At 72.7% G+C, this 17,761-nt stretch carries 12 protein-coding genes and 1 riboswitch; of the genes, 7 read left to right on the top strand and 5 right to left on the bottom strand.

Annotated features, from left to right (window positions below):
• Window positions 1-25: 25 nt before the first annotated feature.
• Window positions 26-1,240 carry an NlpC/P60 family protein gene (locus ACWV17_RS16710; RefSeq protein WP_455360347.1) on the bottom strand — a complete coding sequence of 405 codons (1,215 nt, stop codon included), beginning with the start codon at window positions 1,238-1,240 and terminating at the stop codon, window positions 26-28.
• Window positions 1,239-1,399, bottom strand: a riboswitch (cyclic di-AMP (ydaO/yuaA leader). (Overlaps the previous gene by 2 nt.)
• 167 nt (window positions 1,400-1,566) lie before the next feature.
• Here ACWV17_RS16710 and pcrA point away from each other — a divergent pair.
• Window positions 1,567-4,035 (top strand): DNA helicase PcrA, encoded by a 2,469-nt coding sequence (pcrA, locus tag ACWV17_RS16705; protein WP_455360346.1) that lies wholly within the window; start codon window positions 1,567-1,569, stop codon window positions 4,033-4,035.
• 60 nt (window positions 4,036-4,095) lie between these two features.
• On the opposite strand, the gene ACWV17_RS16700 is transcribed toward pcrA, so the two are convergent.
• Both ACWV17_RS16700 and ACWV17_RS16695 read right to left on the bottom strand, forming a co-directional pair.
• Window positions 4,096-5,490, bottom strand: a complete 1,395-nt coding sequence (locus tag ACWV17_RS16700) for a M23 family metallopeptidase (RefSeq protein WP_455360345.1) — start codon at window positions 5,488-5,490, stop codon at window positions 4,096-4,098.
• A 219-nt stretch (window positions 5,491-5,709) separates the two neighbouring features.
• A complete protein-coding gene (locus ACWV17_RS16695; protein WP_455360344.1) occupies window positions 5,710-6,582 on the bottom strand; it encodes an esterase/lipase family protein in 873 nt (290 codons plus the stop codon).
• 419 nt (window positions 6,583-7,001) lie between these two features.
• Between ACWV17_RS16695 and ACWV17_RS16690 the strand changes: the two genes are divergently transcribed.
• Window positions 7,002-7,415, top strand: coding sequence for a cobalamin B12-binding domain-containing protein (locus tag ACWV17_RS16690; RefSeq protein ID WP_455352507.1), 414 nt, complete (start codon window positions 7,002-7,004; stop codon window positions 7,413-7,415).
• 202 nt (window positions 7,416-7,617) lie between these two features.
• Here the strand turns inward: ACWV17_RS16690 and ACWV17_RS16685 are convergent, their stop codons facing one another.
• Both ACWV17_RS16685 and ACWV17_RS16680 read right to left on the bottom strand, forming a co-directional pair.
• Window positions 7,618-9,258 carry a DUF5691 domain-containing protein gene (locus ACWV17_RS16685; RefSeq protein WP_455360343.1) on the bottom strand — a complete coding sequence of 547 codons (1,641 nt, stop codon included), beginning with the start codon at window positions 9,256-9,258 and terminating at the stop codon, window positions 7,618-7,620.
• A 548-nt stretch (window positions 9,259-9,806) separates the two neighbouring features.
• Window positions 9,807-11,150: an SWIM zinc finger family protein gene (locus tag ACWV17_RS16680; RefSeq protein WP_455360342.1), complete on the bottom strand. Its 1,344-nt coding sequence runs from the start codon at window positions 11,148-11,150 to the stop codon at window positions 9,807-9,809.
• 123 nt (window positions 11,151-11,273) lie between these two features.
• On the opposite strand from ACWV17_RS16680, the gene ACWV17_RS16675 reads away from it, so the two are divergent.
• The 5 genes from ACWV17_RS16675 to ACWV17_RS16655 all read left to right on the top strand — a co-directional run bounded on the left by ACWV17_RS16675 (window position 11,274) and on the right by ACWV17_RS16655 (window position 17,736).
• Window positions 11,274-12,368 (top strand): ATP-binding protein, encoded by a 1,095-nt coding sequence (locus tag ACWV17_RS16675; protein ID WP_455352510.1) that lies wholly within the window; start codon window positions 11,274-11,276, stop codon window positions 12,366-12,368.
• Window positions 12,365-14,635 carry a DUF5682 family protein gene (locus tag ACWV17_RS16670; protein ID WP_455360341.1) on the top strand — a complete coding sequence of 757 codons (2,271 nt, stop codon included), beginning with the start codon at window positions 12,365-12,367 and terminating at the stop codon, window positions 14,633-14,635. Before ACWV17_RS16675 ends, ACWV17_RS16670 begins: the two co-directional genes overlap by 4 nt.
• On the top strand, window positions 14,632-15,834 hold the full coding sequence (locus ACWV17_RS16665; protein WP_455360340.1) for a vWA domain-containing protein: 1,203 nt from the start codon (window positions 14,632-14,634) through the stop codon (window positions 15,832-15,834). The genes ACWV17_RS16670 and ACWV17_RS16665 overlap by 4 nt, the downstream gene beginning before the upstream one ends.
• Window positions 15,835-15,931: 97 nt before the next feature.
• Window positions 15,932-16,756: a hypothetical protein gene (locus ACWV17_RS16660; protein ID WP_455360339.1), complete on the top strand. Its 825-nt coding sequence runs from the start codon at window positions 15,932-15,934 to the stop codon at window positions 16,754-16,756.
• Between the two features lie 107 nt (window positions 16,757-16,863).
• Window positions 16,864-17,736, top strand: a complete 873-nt coding sequence (locus ACWV17_RS16655) for a hypothetical protein (protein WP_455360338.1) — start codon at window positions 16,864-16,866, stop codon at window positions 17,734-17,736.
• Window positions 17,737-17,761: the final 25 nt, after the last annotated feature.

The following is a 17,761-nucleotide window of genomic DNA, read 5'->3' as shown; positions in this document are numbered from 1 at the left end:
GCCCCGCCCAACTGACGCAGCGTGACTACGCCGGGCGCACGCTGCCGTAGATCGGCATGTAGTAGATCGACTCCTCGCGGACGTTCGTCCCCGGCTTCGGGGCGTGGATCATCTTGCCGTCGCCGATGTAGATGCCGACGTGGCTGATGTCGTCGTAGAAGAAGACCAGGTCACCGGGGAGCAGGTCGGCGGTCGCGACCCGCTCGCCCACCTTCACCTGGTCCCAGGTGGTACGCGGCAGGTCGACGCCCGCGGTCTTCCAGGCGGCCCCGGTCAGGCCCGAGCAGTCGTACGAACTGGGGCCCGTCGCTCCCCAGACGTACGGCTTGCCGATCTGGTTCCGGGCGAAGGAGAGGACCTTCTCCGCCTTGGCGGCGTACGTACCGGAGCCGGTGCCCGAGCCCGTACCAGTACCCGAGCCCGTACCGGAACCAGTACCCGCGTCGGAGCCGGTGTCCGTGCCGGGCTGCGGCTGCTGGTCCTGCCGCGCCGCCTCCTCCTGGCGCTGCTTCTCGGCGGCCGCCTGCTCGCGCGCCAGCTCCTCGGCCTTCCGCCGCGCCTCTTCCTCCTTCTTCCGCTCGATCGCGGCGAGCCGCGCCTTCTCCTCGGCGGTCAGCTCGGACAGCAGCGCGCGCGCCTCGGCCAGCTTCCGCTGGACCTCCTGCTTCCCGGCGCGCAGATCGGCCTGGGACGTGGTGAGCGACTCCAGGCTCCTGGTCGCCTCCGCCCGCTTCCCGGCCGCCTCGGCCTGCCGGGCGCGGTAGTCGCTGAGGATCTGCTGCTCGCGGCCGCCGAGCCGGTCCATCAGGTGGTCCTGGGCGAAGTAGCCCTGCGGATCGTCGGCGAGCAGGAGGGTGGCGGTGGGGCTCATGCCGCCCGTGCGGTACTGCGCGGCGGCGTAGGTGCCGAGCTCGCGCCGGGTCTCGTTCAGCTTCTCGGTGTTCTGCGCGACCTGGTCGAGCAGCACGTCGGCCTTCTTGCGCTGGGTCTCGGTGCGCTCCTTGGCGGCGTTGTACTTCTGGGTGGCCGTACCGGCCTGGCGGTACAGCTCGTCGACCTTCTTCTGTACGTCCTCGACGCTCGGCTTCGGCTCGGCCGGCGCACCGGGCGCGGCGCTCGCGCTCTGCGCGAGAAGGCTGACGGAGGCGAGGGCTGCGGTGGCTGCGGTCGTGATCCCGACCGCGGGAGCGGTGGTTCGAATCCGGGTGCGCGGCTTGCGATGCGACGCCAAGGCCGGCATCTCCTTCCGTGGACCGCCTACCGGGTTAGCTGTCGGGTTCGGGCATGCGGAAGGTTGCCCTACGGTCCGGCGGAGCCGGTCCGATTCACCCCGGTTGTGCATGGTGGGTCCCCGGCTCCGAACTGCCGTACGGCAGGCCGGACTCGGCGCGGGGCCATCCGTTCCGGCGCGGTTCGCCGACGGGGGTACGGAGGGCCTTGGCGGAGCACGCTAGCCAATCGGTGTGGCTGGAGGGAAGGCTGATGTTCGATATGTCCGATACATTTTCGTTACCTACCGGAACTCGTGACCGCGGTGTCAGTGCGGCGGCCTAGACTCGGGAGGCGATGAGCAGCCTCTTTGACGACAGTTTCCTGGCGGACCTCCAGCCTTCCGGCGAGGAGCACCCGCCGCCCCCCGAGGAGCACGCCCCCGAAGCGGGCGCGGACGACCTCTTCGGCGGGAAGTTCGACGCGCCCGTCGACCGGGACGCGTACTACCGGGACGGGGCCGCCCGGCCGGTGATCGACCCCGCCGCCCTGCTCGACGGGCTGAACGAGCAGCAGCGGGCCGCGGTGGTGCACTCCGGATCGCCGCTGCTCATCGTCGCCGGCGCGGGCTCCGGCAAGACGCGCGTACTGACGCACCGGATCGGGCACCTGCTGTCCGCGCGCAGGGTACACCCGGGCGAGATCCTGGCGATCACCTTCACCAACAAGGCCGCCGGTGAGATGAAGGAGCGCGTCGAGAGCCTGGTCGGACCGCGTGCCCATGCGATGTGGGTCATGACCTTCCACAGCGCGTGCGTCCGTATCCTGCGGCGCGAATCGAAGAAGCTCGGCTTCACGTCGTCGTTCTCGATCTACGACGCGGCGGACTCCAAGCGGCTGATGGCCCTGGTCTGCCGTGACCTGGACCTCGACCCGAAGAAGTTCCCGCCGAAGTCCTTCAGCGCCAAGATCTCGAACCTGAAGAACGAGCTGATCGACGAGGAGACGTTCGCCGGGCAGGCGGCTGGGGGCACCTCCCGGACGGAGTCCGGGGGAGGTTTCGAGGAGACGCTCGCCGAGGCGTACGCGATGTACCAGTCGCGGCTGCGCGAGGCGAACGCGCTCGACTTCGACGACATCATCATGACCACGGTGCACCTGCTCCAGGCGTTCCCGGATGTCGCCGAGCACTACCGGCGCCGGTTCCGGCACGTATTGGTCGACGAGTACCAGGACACCAACCACGCGCAGTACACGCTCGTACGCGAGCTGGTCGGGCCGGGGACGCAGGAGGTGGCGCCCGCCGAGCTGTGTGTGGTGGGTGACGCCGACCAGTCGATCTACGCGTTCCGCGGGGCCACCATCCGTAACATCCTCCAGTTCGAGGAGGACTACCCGGACGCGACGACGATCCTGCTGGAGCAGAACTACCGCTCGACGCAGACCATCCTCAGCGCGGCCAACGCGGTCATCGAGCGCAACGAGAGCCGTCGCCCCAAGAACCTGTGGACGAACGCCGGGTCGGGCGCGCGGATCATCGGCTATGTCGCGGACACCGAGCACGACGAGGCGCAGTTCGTCGCCGACGAGATCGACCGGCTGACGGACGCGGGTGACGCGAAGGCCGGCGATGTCGCCATCTTCTACCGGACGAACGCCCAGTCCCGTGTCTTCGAAGAGATCTTCATCCGGGTCGGCCTGCCGTACAAGGTCGTCGGCGGTGTGCGCTTCTACGAGCGCAAGGAGGTCCGCGATGTGCTGGCCTACCTGCGGATACTGGCGAACCCGGAGGACGCGGTCCCGCTCCGGCGCATCCTGAACGTACCGAAGCGCGGGATCGGCGACCGTGCCGAGGCGATGATCGAAGCGCTGGCGCTGCGCGAGAAGATCACCTTCCCGCAGGCGCTGAAGCGCGTCGACGAGGCGTACGGCATGGCGTCGCGGTCGACGAACGCCGTCAAGCGCTTCAACGTCCTGATGGACGACCTGCGCACCATCGTCGAGTCGGGGGCGGGCCCGGCGACCGTGCTCGAAGCGGTTCTGGAGCGGACCGGATACCTGGCGGAGCTCCAGGCGTCGACGGACCCCCAGGACGAGACGCGGATCGAGAACCTTCAGGAACTGGCCGCCGTCGCCCTGGAGTTCGAGCAGGAGCGGGGCGAGGACAATCCGGGGACGCTGGCCGACTTCCTGGAGCAGGTGGCGCTCGTCGCCGACTCCGACCAGATCCCGGACGAGGACACGGAGGGGTCCGGCGTCATCACGCTGATGACCCTGCACACCGCCAAGGGCCTCGAGTTCCCGGTGGTCTTCCTGACGGGCATGGAGGACGGGGTCTTCCCGCACGTGCGCGCGCTCGGGCAGACCAAGGAGCTGGAGGAGGAGCGCCGGCTGGCGTATGTGGGCATCACGCGTGCGCGCGAGCGGCTGTACCTCACGCGCTCCTCGATGCGCAGTGCGTGGGGCCAGCCCGCGTACAACCCGCCGTCGCGGTTCCTGGAGGAGATCCCGGAGCAGCACCTGGAGTGGAAGCGCAAGGGTGCGCAGCTCCCGGCAGGTCCGACGTCGGGGATCACGTCGTCGCTGACGTCGTCGTTGTCCTCGGCGCGGTCGCGGTCCGGGCCTTCCGGGTTCGCCACGCGGCGGGCGACGGACAAGCCGGTGATCGCGCTGGTGGTCGGTGACCGGGTCACGCATGACCAGTTCGGGCTGGGGACCGTGCAGGAGGTGACCGGGAGCGGCGCGGACGCGCAGGCGACGATCGACTTCGGTGACGCCAAGCCGAAGCGGCTGCTGCTGCGGTACGCGCCGGTGCAGAAGCTGTAGCGGGGGGTACCGGGAGTACCGGGGGTACGGGCCTGGCCTTCGGTTACGTCGGGCCTTCGGTTACGTCGGGTCCAGGCCGTGGCCGCGCAGCCACGCCAGCGGGTCGATCGCCGCTCCGCCGCCGGGCCGTACCTCGAAGTGCAGGTGCGGACCGGTGGAGTTGCCCGAGTTGCCGGAGTACGCGATGACGTCGCCGGCCTTGACCGTGCCTGAGCGGAACTTGGTGCTGCTGAGATGGCAGTACCACGTCTCGGTGCCGTCGGGGGCGGTCACTATCGCCATGTTGCCGTAGGCGCTGTTCCACTGGGTGCGGATGGTGCCGTCGGTCGCGGCCATCACCGGCGTGCCGTACGAGACCGGGAAGTCGATGCCGGTGTGCAGGGACATCCAGTTGACGCCGGCCTGACCGTACTGCGCGCTCAGCCCATCCTGCTTCACCGGAAGCGCGAACTTGGGGCGCAGCAACTCCTTGCGGCGGGCCTCCTCCTCGCGCTTCTTCTTCTCGGCGGCCTGCCGTTCCTTGAGGTCGATGCGCTCCTGGGTACGGCTGGCGCGGTCGGCGAAGTCGTCGGCATCGGCGCTGAGCGCGGCGAGCTGGGTGTCCAGCTTGCTGTTCGCGGCGACCGGCTTGACCGACGCCGGGTCGGGCGCGGCCTGCGTGGTGGTGTCGTCCGCCTTCGGGCCGCCGAGTTCGCTGACGGAGGCGGCTGCGATACCGGCGACGCCCATGACGCAGGCGGACGGGACGGCGACGGTGAGCAGTGCGGAGCGCTTCGCCGGCGTGCGGCGGCGACCACGGTTTCCGCCGGCGCGGCGGACCGGGTGAGGGGCGGCGGGGCCGGCTGGCGCTGAGGGGGCTGCGGCGAGTTCCGCTTCCGGTTCGAGCTCCGGTTCGAGTTCCGCTTCGAGCAGCGGCTCGGCGGCGGTGAACTCCGCCACGGGGAGCGCTTCTTGCTCCGGGTTCTCGGGCGTGTCCGAGTTCCAGGCGGTCGCGTCGTACGTGCCTGTTTCGAAGTCCTGCGTCGTCCACTGGGTCGTGGCGTCGTACCCGTACGTGACGTTTTCGTACTGACCTGTCTGGTTCCAGGCGTTGGCGTCCCACTGCCCCGTGGTGTCGTAGGAGACCTGGGCCGGGATCTCCACGGCCGCCGGATAACCCTCGGCGGTCCATGCGGTGGTGTCGTAACTGCCGGTGCCATAAGCACCGGTGTCGTACGTTTCGTACCCGCTGTACCCGGTGTACCCGCTGTAATCCGTGGACGCGTAGGCGTCGGTGGTCCACTGCGTGCTGTCGTACTGGCCGCTGTGGCCGCCGTCGTAGTCGCCCGGAAGCGCACCGAAGAGGGGGTCGCCGGCGAAGGTTCCCTGGTTCTCGTACGACGCGTGGTGCGCGTATGAGGCGTCGGGAGCCGGAGCCGGGGGGGTAGAGAACCCCGACGGGTGACGGTCGTTCACCAACTTCTCTTTCGCCTCGGCAGCGGGGGCCTGGGGTCCGGGGAGGGGGGTACCCCGGAGGGAGAGCAGTGGGCGCGACTGTACCCGGCGGTATGCGACGGCGACAATCTCCGGCAGGTTTCGGGCGTTCAGGAACCGGGCATTCGACCGCCTTTCGGCCGACCCTGGGCAGAGCTTTGGCCCTGTGTTCGATGAATGTTCGATGTCGCGGCGGTTTCCTCAGGCCACCGAGGCCGTTCCCGAGGTGTCTGCCGGAGCCTCCGCGGCCTCCAGTGCCTGCCGGATCCCGGCCGCGACCGCCGGGTGCACCGGGAGCGCGAGGTGGCCGATGCCGCTGACCTGAACGTTCTGCGCGATCAGGTCAGGGTGGTCGATGCAGGCCGTTTCGAGCGGCAGCATCAGCTGGTCGAGGTCGCTCCAGAAGCTGACGAACCGGGTGAGGCAGTTCGGTGCCGGCTCGCGGAGCTCCTCGATCACGTCGGAGTGCGGGCGCATCTGGCGCACGATGGGGTGCGCGCTCATCAGCGGGGCGATCCGGGTACCCGCGTGCGGAGTGCCCAGGGTGACCAGGGTGCGGACATGAGCGTCACCGCCCAGTCGCTGTACGTAGTAGCGGGCTATCAGGCCGCCGAGGCTGTGACCGACGATGTCGACCTGGCGGTGACCGGTGCGGGTGCAGATCTCCTCGATGTGCCTGCCGAGCAGATCGGCGGCGGCACGGATGTCGCAGCTGAGCGGAGAGTAGTTGAGCGACTCCACGTGGTGCCGGCCGTGCGCGGTCAGAGAACGCCGGAGCAGGACGAAGACGGAGCGGTTGTCCACGAACCCGTGCAGCAGGACCACCGGCGTGCCGGTGCCCCCGGCGGTCGGAAGCCGCGGGGGTGCGGAGGTCTCCGCCTCCAGGTCCCCGGCCGGACCGGCGGAGGGCAAGGGACCGGGCCCGGTCCGGCGGCGTTCCTGGCTGATGCCCGTGGGGTAGAGCAGGAGGTGCGCGGCGAGGATCGCCAGCTCCAGGGTGGCGGCACGCATGAGCGCGGCCGTCAGTCGTACGTGGCGAAGGCAAGGGGGGAGAAGAAGGAGCTGAAGTCTCATGGCCGACCTCCCGGCTGGCACGAGGGAGGACGGTTCTGTCCCCCGTATGCCCTCGTGGGGCTCCGCGGCGGAGGAAGGCCGGTGGGCCGGGGCGGCTGGGTGCGGTCGAGCGAGCATGCTGCCGTGCCTGCCGCCGTGCCGGTACCGGTATGCCGTCCCACCGTGCCGCGCGGCTGGCGGCACGGTGGGACGGCGCCCTCGTTGCGGCTCCCCTTGCAACCGTCCCTGCAGGCGGCTCCTGAGCCGGGCGATGCGGGCGCGGCGCAAAGCGAACATGTCCCATGTGTGATTTCCCCCTCGCTGTCACCCGCGAAACGGCGGGTTGCGGGATGCTGTAGATAACGTTCGTTCACATCCCCGGCCCTCGCGGCACCGGGGACCCGTGCCAATGACGGCGCAGTCGGTACATGGAGGCAGTGATGGGTGTGACCGGTCCGATCCGCGTGGTGGTGGCCAAGCCGGGTCTCGACGGCCACGATCGCGGGGCCAAGGTCATCGCGCGTGCCCTGCGGGACGCCGGTATGGAGGTCATCTACACCGGCCTGCACCAGACGCCCGAGCAGATCGTCGACACCGCCATTCAGGAGGACGCTGACGCGATCGGGCTGTCCATCCTCTCGGGCGCGCACAACACGCTCTTCGCGAAGGTGATCGAGCTGCTGACGGAGCGCGACGCGGCGGACATCAAGGTCTTCGGCGGCGGCATCATCCCCGAGGCGGACATCGCTCCGCTGAAGGAGAAGGGCGTGGCCGAGATCTTCACGCCCGGCGCGACGACGGCGTCGATCGTGGACTGGGTCCGCGCGAACGTCCGCCAACCGGCCGAGGCCTGACCACGCCCGGCCCCCGCAGGGCGCCGGCAGGCACCGTCCCCGCTCGCGGCTGCCCCGCGATGGACGGGCAGCCCGCGCGCCCGTAGCGCGGCCGCTGCCGAAGCGTCGGCCGGTTGCGGCCCGGCGGCGCCGGGCCTGTCGCGTCGTGGCGTAGACGCCCGCGTTGCCCGGAGGCCTCGGCCCATGGCGTTGGGAGTACGGTTCAGGCAGCTGGGGTGTCCGGCCGGGGGGCCGGGGGCGTCGGGGTGTCCAGCTCCGCCAGCATCGCCGCGCGCAGGCGCAGCGTGGAAACCAGCCGTTGGAAGGCCTCCGACCAGTAGCCGCCGGCGCCCGGGGACGCGCCCTCCGCCTCGTCCGGTATCGCCGTCAGGATCTCGAGCCGGCTCGCCTCCGCCGGGTCCAGGCAGCGTTCCGCCAGGCCCATCACTCCGCTGAAGCTCCAGGGGTAGCTGCCGGCGTCCCGCGCGATGTCGAGCGCGTCGACCACCGCCCGCCCCAGCGGCTCGGCCCAGGGGACGGCGCACACGCCGAGCAGCTGGAACGCCTCGGACAGGCCGTGCGCATCGATGAACTCCGCCACCCACACCGCCCGCTCCTCACCCGGCAGTGTGGCCAGCAGCTTTGCCCGCTCCGCGAGGGATGCCGTGCCGGGACCGGTATCCGGGGGCAGCGCCGGGGCACCGAGCAGGGCGCGGGACCAGTCCGGGTCCCGTTGCCGCACGGCAGCGCGGCACCAGGCGGCGTGCAGCTCCTCCTGCCAGCCGTCCGTCACCGGCAGGGCCACGATCTGCTCGGGAGTACGTCCGCCGAGCCGGCCCGGCCAGCCGGACAGCGGCGCCGCCTCCACCAGCTGTCCCAGCCACCAGGACCGCTCACCGCGCCCCGTCGGCGGCTTGGGCACCACGCCGTCCCGTTGCATGGCGGCGTCGCACTCGTGCGGTGCCTCCACCCGGATGCACACCTCTCCCTCCGTACGGTCCAGGCTCACGCAGGACGCCGAGCGGATGGCCATCCGCTCGGCCAGGGCCGACCGTGGCAGCGCGGAGAGCAGCTCCGCAGCAGTGGCGCGGACATTGCGGCTGCGGTCCGAGAGTGCCTGTTCGAGGAACGGCTCATCGCCGTCGGAGAGTCCCGTGCGCAGGGAGTCGAGGAACATCAGCCGGTCCTCGGCCCGCTCGGTCGCCCAGGTGGTGGCCAGCAGAGCCGTCGCGTCGGCCGGGTCATGAGCGCGTACGGCCGTGAGCAGGGCGACGCGCTCCGCGAACAGGCCCTCCTGCCACAGCAGTGCCACCTGATCGGTGTCCGTGGGCCGGGGGAGCGCGGAACTGCCTGCGGCGCCGCGCAGCGCGAACTTCCAGTCCGGATTGAGCCGGGCCAGCCACAGCGCCCGTGGTCCGGCCAGGGTGAGGGCCTGCGGCCGCAGATCGGTACGGGCGCGGGCCGCGTCCAGCAGCGCGGGCAGCAGGGCGTGCGGCGCCTGGAAGCGGCGCCGGTTGGCCGCGGCGAGCCACTGGGGGAGCAGCTCGGTGAGGTCGGGTGCGGCTCCGCGCCGCCCGCCCGTGCCCCCGGGCCCGGAGCGGTCGGCCAGCAGCTGCGCGAGCCGGCGGCGGGCCGCGGCGGGCAGCGGGGGGCGCGGATCCGGCGGGGCGGGTGCGGGCCGCTCGGCGGAGCGGGCGGGGAGCAGCCCCGCCCGGCGCCGCACGGTCTGAAGCGCCGCCGCGTCCAGCAGCGCGGTGGCCGCGTCCCGGCCGGGCCGGCCCGAACTGTCCGGCACCGGCCGCCGGTCGGTCCCCAGCAGAGCCGAAGTAACCAGCTCTTCCCAGGGCGTGGTGGTACTGGTCATCGAACCCCTCCGTCGTTGAGGACAGTTGTCCGCTTGCTGTCACCGGCCCCGCTCATCGGCCCTCCGCCCCGCCGTCCGGCCATCTCGCCCCACTCGTGCCGCGCGCACACCCGCCGCGCGCTTCGCCGCGTCGCCCTCCCCGGCGTCGGCCAGGGGGCACTGGACGCCCAAGCTGAGGGCCGAGACGCGCCCGGCGCCCGTGCCGGGTTCGACGACCGGCACCAGCCGCCCCCGCCGCCCCGCGCCCGCCGCGAGCTTCGCCCCTGGCCGCCGGCGCTCCCACCCGCCCCGCCGCCTAGCGCCCGCCGCGAGCTTCGCCCCCGGCCTCCGGCGCTCCCACCCGCCTCGTCGCTCCCACCCGCCCCTACTGCCCTGCGCCCGCCGCGAGCATCGCCCCGGCCCCGCCCGGCCCGCACGTCGCGGCCCTGCCGCCCCCGCCGCCCCCGCCCCGGGCGCTCCCGCCCCCGCCGCCCCCGCCCCGGGCGCTCCCGCCCCCGGCGCTCCCGCCCCCCGGCGCCCCCGGCGCCCCCGCCCCCGCCCCCGCCCCGTCAGGTCAGCAGGATCGGGTCCGGTTCGGACGGTGACCAGGCCGTCAGGGGGGTGAAGCCCTGGTGGCCGCATTCTCCGAACACCGTGAGGGGCGTGCCGCCGGACAGGGCGGCCAGTTGCCACAGGCCCGGGCGGGTGTGGAACGCGCCGCTGATCGGCAGGGCGGAGTCGCCTCCCGCGTCCGCCAGTTGCCAGCGCCCGTCGGCCGGGACGGGTATCACGTCGTGCAGCGTCACCGGCCAGGAGTCCAGCCAGGGATCGTCGCGCAGGGCCTGTCCGTAGCGCTCGGCCGCCGACCTTGTGTCCCCGCCCGGCGGTCGCCCCGCGTGCGGGGCTGGGGCGGCGAACCGCTCGCCCAGTTCGGCCCGGAGCTGTCCGGCCCCGGCGAACGGGGTGAGCTCGGCGTCGAGCATCAGCCCGGTCGGCAGGGCCAGTTGCGGCGGCCGGCCCGGCGGGCCGAAATCGAGGACCAGCGCGGTGCGCCCCGACGCGCGCCCGTACAGCCAGATCCGGCGCGTGGTCAGTCTGCCGTCCGTCGTGTCGTACTGCGCGAGCACCAGCCAGTGGTCGCGCACCGCTCCGCCGTCCGCCACCGCGGGCAGACCGACCCTGGTCCGCACGGTCGCGGCGAGTGGTTCCGGCAGCCGGTCCAGGCCCAGCCAGGCCTGGTCCAGCAGATGCAGCAGGGCGCACTCCTCCAGCAGCCGCACGGGCCAGCCCTGGCCCGAGGACGGAATCGCCCCCAACTCCCGGACCCGCCCCGCGAGTCCCGGCGCCTGGGCGTCGACCATACGGGCAGCCGTCTCCTCCCACAGTCCGTACCCCGCCCGCTCCGCCGCGGCCAGCCCGCCGCGCAGCAGGTCCGACAGCCGCTGCTCCAGCTCGGTGGCGCCGGAGGTGATCCGCTCGGCGCGGCGCTCGGCCCGCCGCCGGGCGGCCTCCGGATCCGTGGCGCGCGCCGGGTCGGCGTTCTTGTCCTGCTTGTTCTCGGCGCGCTTCCTGCGCCCCGCCAGCCATTCGCCGGCCCAGCCGGGCTCTTCGCCGGTGGCCGGCACGGCCTGCTCGTCCGCCGCCCAGAGCAGCAGCAGACCCAGCGCGTGCTTGCACGGGAACTTCCGGCTCGGGCACGAGCACTTGTACGCGACGTCCGCCGTGTCGACCACCGTCTGGTACGGCTTGCTGCCGCTGCCCTTGCACAGCCCCCACACCGCACCCGCGCCGGAGCTGCCCGCCTCCGACCACGGCCCGGCGCTGCCGAGTTTGCTTCCCGCCTTGCGTGACGCGCCATCAGGAGCCAGTGCCAGCACCTGATCCGCAGTCCATCGCACCCCCGATTCATTCATGCCTCGAAGGTAGGACCCACCACTGACAATCGCTCCGACCTGCGGTGATACCCACGCCGAGGCCGATTGTCAGTGGCGTGGTGCACGGTGGAAACCACATCCGGGAGATCTGGAGGGGGATCCATGACCGTGCCCGAAAACGAGGCGATCCGGCCGCACGCGGAGGACGCTTTCGCCGACGAACTCAAGGCGCTGGCAGCCGCCGACGACCGGCCGAGGCCGACGCGGTGGCAGCTGTCGCCGTGGGCGGTGGCGACATATCTGCTCGGCGGCACGCTGCCCGACGGGACGGTGATCACCCCCAAGTACGTGGGTCCGCGCCGCATCGTCGAAGTGGCCGTCACCACGCTCGCCACCGACCGGGCGCTGCTGCTGCTCGGCGTGCCCGGCACCGCGAAGACCTGGGTGTCCGAGCATCTCGCGGCCGCCGTGAGCGGCGATTCGACCCTGCTCGTGCAGGGCACGGCGGGGACGCCGGAGGAGGCCATCCGGTACGGCTGGAACTACGCCCAGCTGCTCGCCCACGGGCCGAGCCGCGACGCGCTGGTGCCCGGTCCCGTCATGCGGGCCATGGCCGGGGGCATGACCGCGCGGGTCGAGGAGCTCACCCGTATTCCGGCGGACGTCCAGGACACGCTGATCACCGTGCTCTCCGAAAAGACCCTGCCGATCCCCGAGTTGGGCCAGGAGGTGCAGGCCGTCCGCGGCTTCAACCTCATCGCGACGGCCAACGACCGCGACCGGGGGGTGAACGAACTGTCCAGCGCCCTGCGCCGCCGCTTCAACACGGTCGTGCTGCCGCTGCCCGCCACGGCCGACGCCGAGGTGGACATCGTGGCCCGGCGCGTCGACCAGATAGGGCGCTCGCTGGACCTGCCGGCCGCTCCCGAGGGCATGGACGAGATCCGCCGGGTGGTCACCGTCTTCCGCGAGCTGCGGGACGGGGTCACCGGCGACGGCCGTACGAAGGTCAAGTCGCCGAGCGGCACCCTGTCCACGGCCGAGGCCATCTCCGTTGTCACCAACGGGCTCGCCCTGGCCGCGCACTTCGGCGACGGAGTGCTGCGGCCCGCGGACGTGGCGGCCGGGATCCTCGGCGCGGTGGTCCGTGACCCGGCGGCCGACCGGGTCGTCTGGCAGGAGTACCTGGAAGCCGTCGTCCGGGAGCGCGACGGCTGGAAGGACTTCTACCGCGCCTGCCGGGAGGTCTCGGTATGACAGGACCCGCCCTGCTCGGGGTGCGCCACCACGGGCCCGGCTCGGCCCGTGCGGTGCGGGCCGCGCTCGACGCGGCCCGGCCCCGCGCCGTACTGGTCGAGGGCCCGCCGGAGGGCGACGCGGTGCTGCCGCTCGCCGCCGACGCGGACATGCGCCCGCCGGTCGCGCTCCTGGCCCATGTTACGGACGACCCGGGGCGGGCCGCGTTCTGGCCGCTGGCCGAGTTCTCCCCGGAGTGGGTGGCCATCCGCTGGGCGCTGGCACACGAGGTGCCGGTCCGCTTCATCGACCTTCCGGCCGCGCACTCGCTCGCCGTCACCGAGGAGGAGCCGGACACCCCGCCGGCAGAACCGGGCGAGGAGGCGCTGCGCATCGATCCGATCGCCGTCCTCGCCGAGACCGCCGGGTACGACGATCCCGAGCGCTGGTGGGAAGACGTGGTCGAGCACCGGCACACCGGGGCGGGCCCCCTGGCCGCGTTCGACGCACTCGGTGACGCGATGGCCGCCCTGCGCGAGACGTACGGGGACGGCGGGCACACGCGCGATCCGGTGCGCGAGGCACACATGCGGCTCCAGATGCGCGCGGCCCGCCGCGAGTTCGGTGACGAGTTCGCCGTGGTGTGCGGGGCCTGGCATGTTCCGGCACTCCGCGAGCGGGCCACGGCCACGGCCGACCGCGCCCTGCTCAAGGGGCTGCCCAAGGCCCGGGTCGAGATGACCTGGGTGCCCTGGACGCACCGGCGGCTCTCCCGCGACAGCGGATACGGGGCGGGAATCGCCTCGCCCGGCTGGTACGGGCATCTGTTCAGTGCCCGGGACCGGCCGATCGAGCGGTGGATGACCAAGGTCGCGGGGCTGCTGCGGGAGGAGGACCGCCCGGTCTCGTCCGCGCATGTCATCGAGGCGGTCAGGCTCGCCGACACCCTCGCCGCCATGCGGGGCCGGCCGCTCGCCGGTCTCTCCGAGACCACGGACGCCGTCCGGGCCGTGATGTGCGAGGGCTCCGACATACCGCTCTCGCTCGTCCAGGACCGGTTGGTCGTCGGCGATGTGCTGGGCGAAGTGCCCGAGTCCGCGCCCGTCGTGCCCCTGCAGCGCGATCTGACCCGCGTCCAGCGCACGCTCCGGCTCAAACCGGAGGCACTGGAGCGGGAGTTGGAACTCGACCTGCGCAAGGACACGGACTCCGCGCGCAGCCGGCTGCTGCACCGGCTCCGGCTGCTCTCCGTGCCGTGGGGGGAGCCGGCGCGTTCACGCGGCAGCACCGGCACGTTCCGGGAGACCTGGCGGCTGCGCTGGGAACCGGAGCTCTCGGTGCGGGTGGCCGAGGCCGGGGTGTGGGGGACGACCGTGCTGTCCGCCGCCACGGCCAGGGCCGAGTCCGAAGCGGTCGCCGCCACCGCACTCGGCGAGGTCACCGCACTCGCCGAGCGATGCCTGCTGGCCGAACTGCCCGACGCGCTGCCCCTGGTGATGAGGGTCCTGGCCGACCGGGCGGCGCTCGACGCGGACGTGGGCCACCTGGCCCAGGCCCTGCCCGCGCTGGCCCGCTCGCTGCGGTACGGGGATGTGCGGGGCACGGACACGGCTGCGCTGGCCGAGGTGGCCGCGGGCCTGGCCGAGCGGGTCTGCGTCGGGCTGCCGCCCGCGTGCGCCGGACTCGACGGCGACGGCGCGGCGGAAATGCGCGGTCATCTGGACGCCGTTCACGGGGCGATCGGCCTGCTGGCCGACGACGGACTGCGCGGCCGCTGGGCGGCGGTGCTGCGGACCCTGGCCCGACGGGACACCGTGCCGGGCGTCATACGCGGCCGGGCCGCCCGGCTGCTGCTGGACGACGGCCGGCTCGAACAGGACGAGGCGGCGCGGCTCATGGCGCTCGCACTGTCCCCGGGGACGCTGCCGGGTGACGCCGCGGCCTGGATCGAGGGCTTCGTCGGCGGCAGCGCCGGCGGGGGAATGCTGCTCGTCCACGACGAGCGGCTGCTGAGCCTGCTCGACGGGTGGCTCACCGCCGTGTCCGCGGAGGCCTTCACCGATGTGCTGCCCCTGCTGCGCCGCACGTTCTCGGCGTACGAGCCGGGCGTGCGCCGCACCCTCGGCGAACTCGTCCGGCGCGGCCCGGCCGGCCGGACGGGGCCGGCGGCCGCAGTCACCGCGGCGGCCGTCCTCGGCTTCGCAGCGGAGCTGGACCCGCGACGCGCGGACGCCGTACTGCCTGTTCTCCGTCTGCTGCTCGACCTGCCCATGGAGGTGGCTCAATGACCGGCTCAACGACCGGTTCGGTGACCGGCTCGGTGACCGTGGACCGTACCGAGGAGCGGCTCCGGCGCTGGCGGCTGGTGCTCGGTGGCGAGGCTGCCGAGGGGACCGGATGCACCCTCGTCGGGCGGGACGCGGCGATGGACGGCGCGCTCACCGCGCTCTACGGCGGCAGGGGAGGCACAGAGCAGAGCGCAAGGGACCGTTCGGCCGGGCTGGGGGCGTCTGCGCCCTCCGTGGCGCGCTGGCTGGGCGACATCCGTACGTACTTCCCGAGCTCCGTCGTCCAGGTGATGCAGCGCGATGCCATCGACCGGCTCGGGCTCTCCGCCCTCCTGCTGGAGCCGGAGATGCTGGAGGCCGTGGAGGCGGACGTGCATCTGGTGGGCACGCTGCTCTCGCTCAACAAGGCGATGCCGGAGACCACGAAGGAGACGGCCCGGGCGGTGGTGCGCAAGGTGGTCGAGGACCTCGAGAAGCGCCTCGCCACGCGGACGCGCGCGACGCTCACCGGGGCGCTGGACCGTTCGGCCCGGATCAGCCGACCGCGCCACCGCGACATCGACTGGGACCGCACCATCCGGGCCAACCTGAAGAACTACCTGCCCGAGTACGGGACCGTCGTGCCCGAGCGGCTGATCGGGTATGGCCGGGCCTCGCAGTCCGTGAAGAAGGACGTCGTGCTGTGCATCGACCAGTCGGGGTCGATGGCGGCGTCGGTCGTCTACGCCTCCGTCTTCGGTGCGGTCCTCGCCTCCATGCGTTCCATCGCCACCCGGCTCGTCGTCTTCGACACCGCGGTGGTGGACCTGACCGACCAGCTGGACGATCCGGTGGACGTCCTGTTCGGCACCCAGCTGGGCGGCGGTACGGACATCAACAGGGCGCTCGCGTACTGCCAGTCGCAGATCACCCGGCCCGCGGACACCGTCGTCGTCCTCATCAGCGATCTCTACGAGGGCGGGATACGGGACGAGATGCTCAAGCGCGTGGCGGCGATGAAGGCGGCGGGCGTGCAGTTCGTGGCGCTGCTCGCCCTCTCCGACGAGGGAGCCCCCGCGTACGACCGCCGGCACGCGGCGGACCTTGCCGCGCTCGGTGCCCCCGCGTTCGCCTGTACGCCCGATCTCTTCCCGGAGGTGATGGCGGCGGCGATCGAAAAACGGCCCCTGCCCATACCGGACATGGCGACTCATCAGTAACATGGGACTTGCGTGACCCCGGGAGGCTCGTGCGAGCATCGTCCCGTCCCCCCACGGAATCTCCTGTTCCGCGATGCCTGGAAAGGCTCTCCCCACCTTGACCGCAGCGATTGCTCCTGCCGCTGCCGCCGTGCGCACGCTGCGCGCCGCGGCCGGTCGGCGTGCGCTGCCGGTGATGCTCTTCCTCGGGGGCCTGCTCGCACTCGGGTTCCTCTGCGGCGGACCGGCCCAGGCGGCGGAACCCCCGGTGGTCCCCGTCCTCGGGCGGGTGGCGATGCCTGACCGGACCGCGATCCAGGGCCAGGACCTGGTTGGCGTTCAGGACCTGGTCGGGGTTCAGGTCCAGGACCAGGTGACGCACCGGGTGCAGGACGCGGCGCCGCGCGAGCTGCTCGAAGCGGCGGCGTTCGTCGGTGAGTTGGCCGACGAGGTGGCTGACGAGGTGGCCGGAGAGGTGACCGGAACCCTGCCCGCCCCCTTGCAGCCTGCCGACGTGCCGGAACAGGACCGCGCACCGCACGCGCCCGAGAGGGAGCCCGCGTTCCAGGCGTCCGACCGGCCCGCGCCGGCAGGTGCCCTGGCACAGCCGCAACCGCAGCCGCAACCGCACCAGTCGGCGCCGGTGTCCGACTCCTCGTACCGCCCGGCCGGTTGGGCGTGGATGGTCCCTGACAGCCGGTACGACCTCACGCGCACGGGATCCGTGTCCGTGACGTACGGGCAGCCTCCGGTGCAGCCGCCCGCCGGCCCCTGCGGCGACGCGGTCTGGCAGGCCGGTGAGGTGAAGCCGCCGCGTTCCGGCGATCCACAGGCCGCCTCCGCGGACCGTGCGGTGTTCCCGCTCGCGCGCGACGCCGGAATATCCCCCGCCACCGCTCCGACGCGCGAAAGGCCCCGCGACATCCTCGAATTCCCCGGCTAGGGCAGGCCCTTCCCCCGCTCATGACCTGCCGCGCGGGGGCGGGACAGGTCTGCCCGCCATCCGGAAATCCCCGGACTGCCGAACGAATTCGAAGGACTGACACCAGCATGCACAAGAACCTCCGCCGTTCCATAGCCGTCGCCGCCACCGCCGGTGGCATGTGGGCCCTCGGCACCGCGGCCGCGAGCGCGGCCGACCTGCCCGTCTCCGTCCCGCTGTCGACGCCCGACCAGGCCACCGACGCCGTCCAGGACGTGACCGACGTCAAGGCCGACGTCCAGGAGACGGCGGGTGACGTCGCCACGAGCACCGTCCCGGCCACCTCGGCCACCCCGGCTGCCCCTGCCGTCGAGGACGTACAGAGCGCCGTCGCCGACGACATCGACTACCTCTTCGGCCCGCTCGAGCAGATCCCCGGCTACGCCCAGGGCACGGCGCAGACCACGGCCGAAGGTGCGACCACCATGGCCGGCCCGGCCGTCGACCAGACGGCCGAGGCCGTCCTGCCGCCCATTGCCGGCGCAGCGGTCGCCGCCGCGCTCCCCGTCGCCGGCCAGGCCGTGGGCGACGTCGGCATCCTGGCCCAGGACGCACTCGGCGAGACGGCTCCCTTCGCGCAGGGCGTCGTGGGCGAGGTCGGGCCGTTCGCGTACGGCGTGACGGGCGAGGCCCAGTGGCTCGCCGCCGGCGTGGTCTCCGAGGTGCAGCCGATCGTGCAGGCGGTGGTCGCCGACACGGTTGCTCCGTTCGCTCAGGGGGTCGTCGGCGAGGTCGAGCCGTTCGCGTACGGCGTGGCCTCGGACGTCCAGCCGTTCGCCGGCGGCCTCGTGTCCGGTGTCACCGAGGACGCGCGGCCCGCCGCCGGGAACGCCGTCACCGGCGCCCAGGGCATGACCTCGGTCGCCCCGCAGTTCGCCCAGGACGCGGCCTCCATGTACGCGACGCCGGCGTACCCCGCGTACCCCTCGTACGGCATCTGAGTACGTCGCACGAAACGATCACCGG

This window comes from Streptomyces mabaensis, from assembly GCF_053763515.1.
The sequence above is the reverse complement of the archived record's forward strand: the minus strand, read 5'-3'. Positions and strand labels throughout refer to the sequence as shown.

Bases quoted from the DNA above. Each gene is read 5' to 3' on its own strand.
- ACWV17_RS16710 (WP_455360347.1), bottom strand. From the start codon at position 1,240: ATGCCGGCCTTGGCGTCGCATCGCAAGCCGCGCACCCGGATTCGAACC.
- pcrA (WP_455360346.1), top strand. From the start codon at position 1,567: ATGAGCAGCCTCTTTGACGACAGTTTCCTGGCGGACCTCCAGCCTTCC.
- ACWV17_RS16695 (WP_455360344.1), bottom strand. From the start codon at position 6,582: ATGAGACTTCAGCTCCTTCTTCTCCCCCCTTGCCTTCGCCACGTACGA.
- ACWV17_RS16690 (WP_455352507.1), top strand. From the start codon at position 7,002: ATGGGTGTGACCGGTCCGATCCGCGTGGTGGTGGCCAAGCCGGGTCTC.
- ACWV17_RS16685 (WP_455360343.1), bottom strand. From the start codon at position 9,258: ATGACCAGTACCACCACGCCCTGGGAAGAGCTGGTTACTTCGGCTCTG.
- ACWV17_RS16680 (WP_455360342.1), bottom strand. From the start codon at position 11,150: ATGAATGAATCGGGGGTGCGATGGACTGCGGATCAGGTGCTGGCACTG.
- ACWV17_RS16675 (WP_455352510.1), top strand. From the start codon at position 11,274: ATGACCGTGCCCGAAAACGAGGCGATCCGGCCGCACGCGGAGGACGCT.
- ACWV17_RS16670 (WP_455360341.1), top strand. From the start codon at position 12,365: ATGACAGGACCCGCCCTGCTCGGGGTGCGCCACCACGGGCCCGGCTCG.
- ACWV17_RS16665 (WP_455360340.1), top strand. From the start codon at position 14,632: ATGACCGGCTCAACGACCGGTTCGGTGACCGGCTCGGTGACCGTGGAC.
- ACWV17_RS16655 (WP_455360338.1), top strand. From the start codon at position 16,864: ATGCACAAGAACCTCCGCCGTTCCATAGCCGTCGCCGCCACCGCCGGT.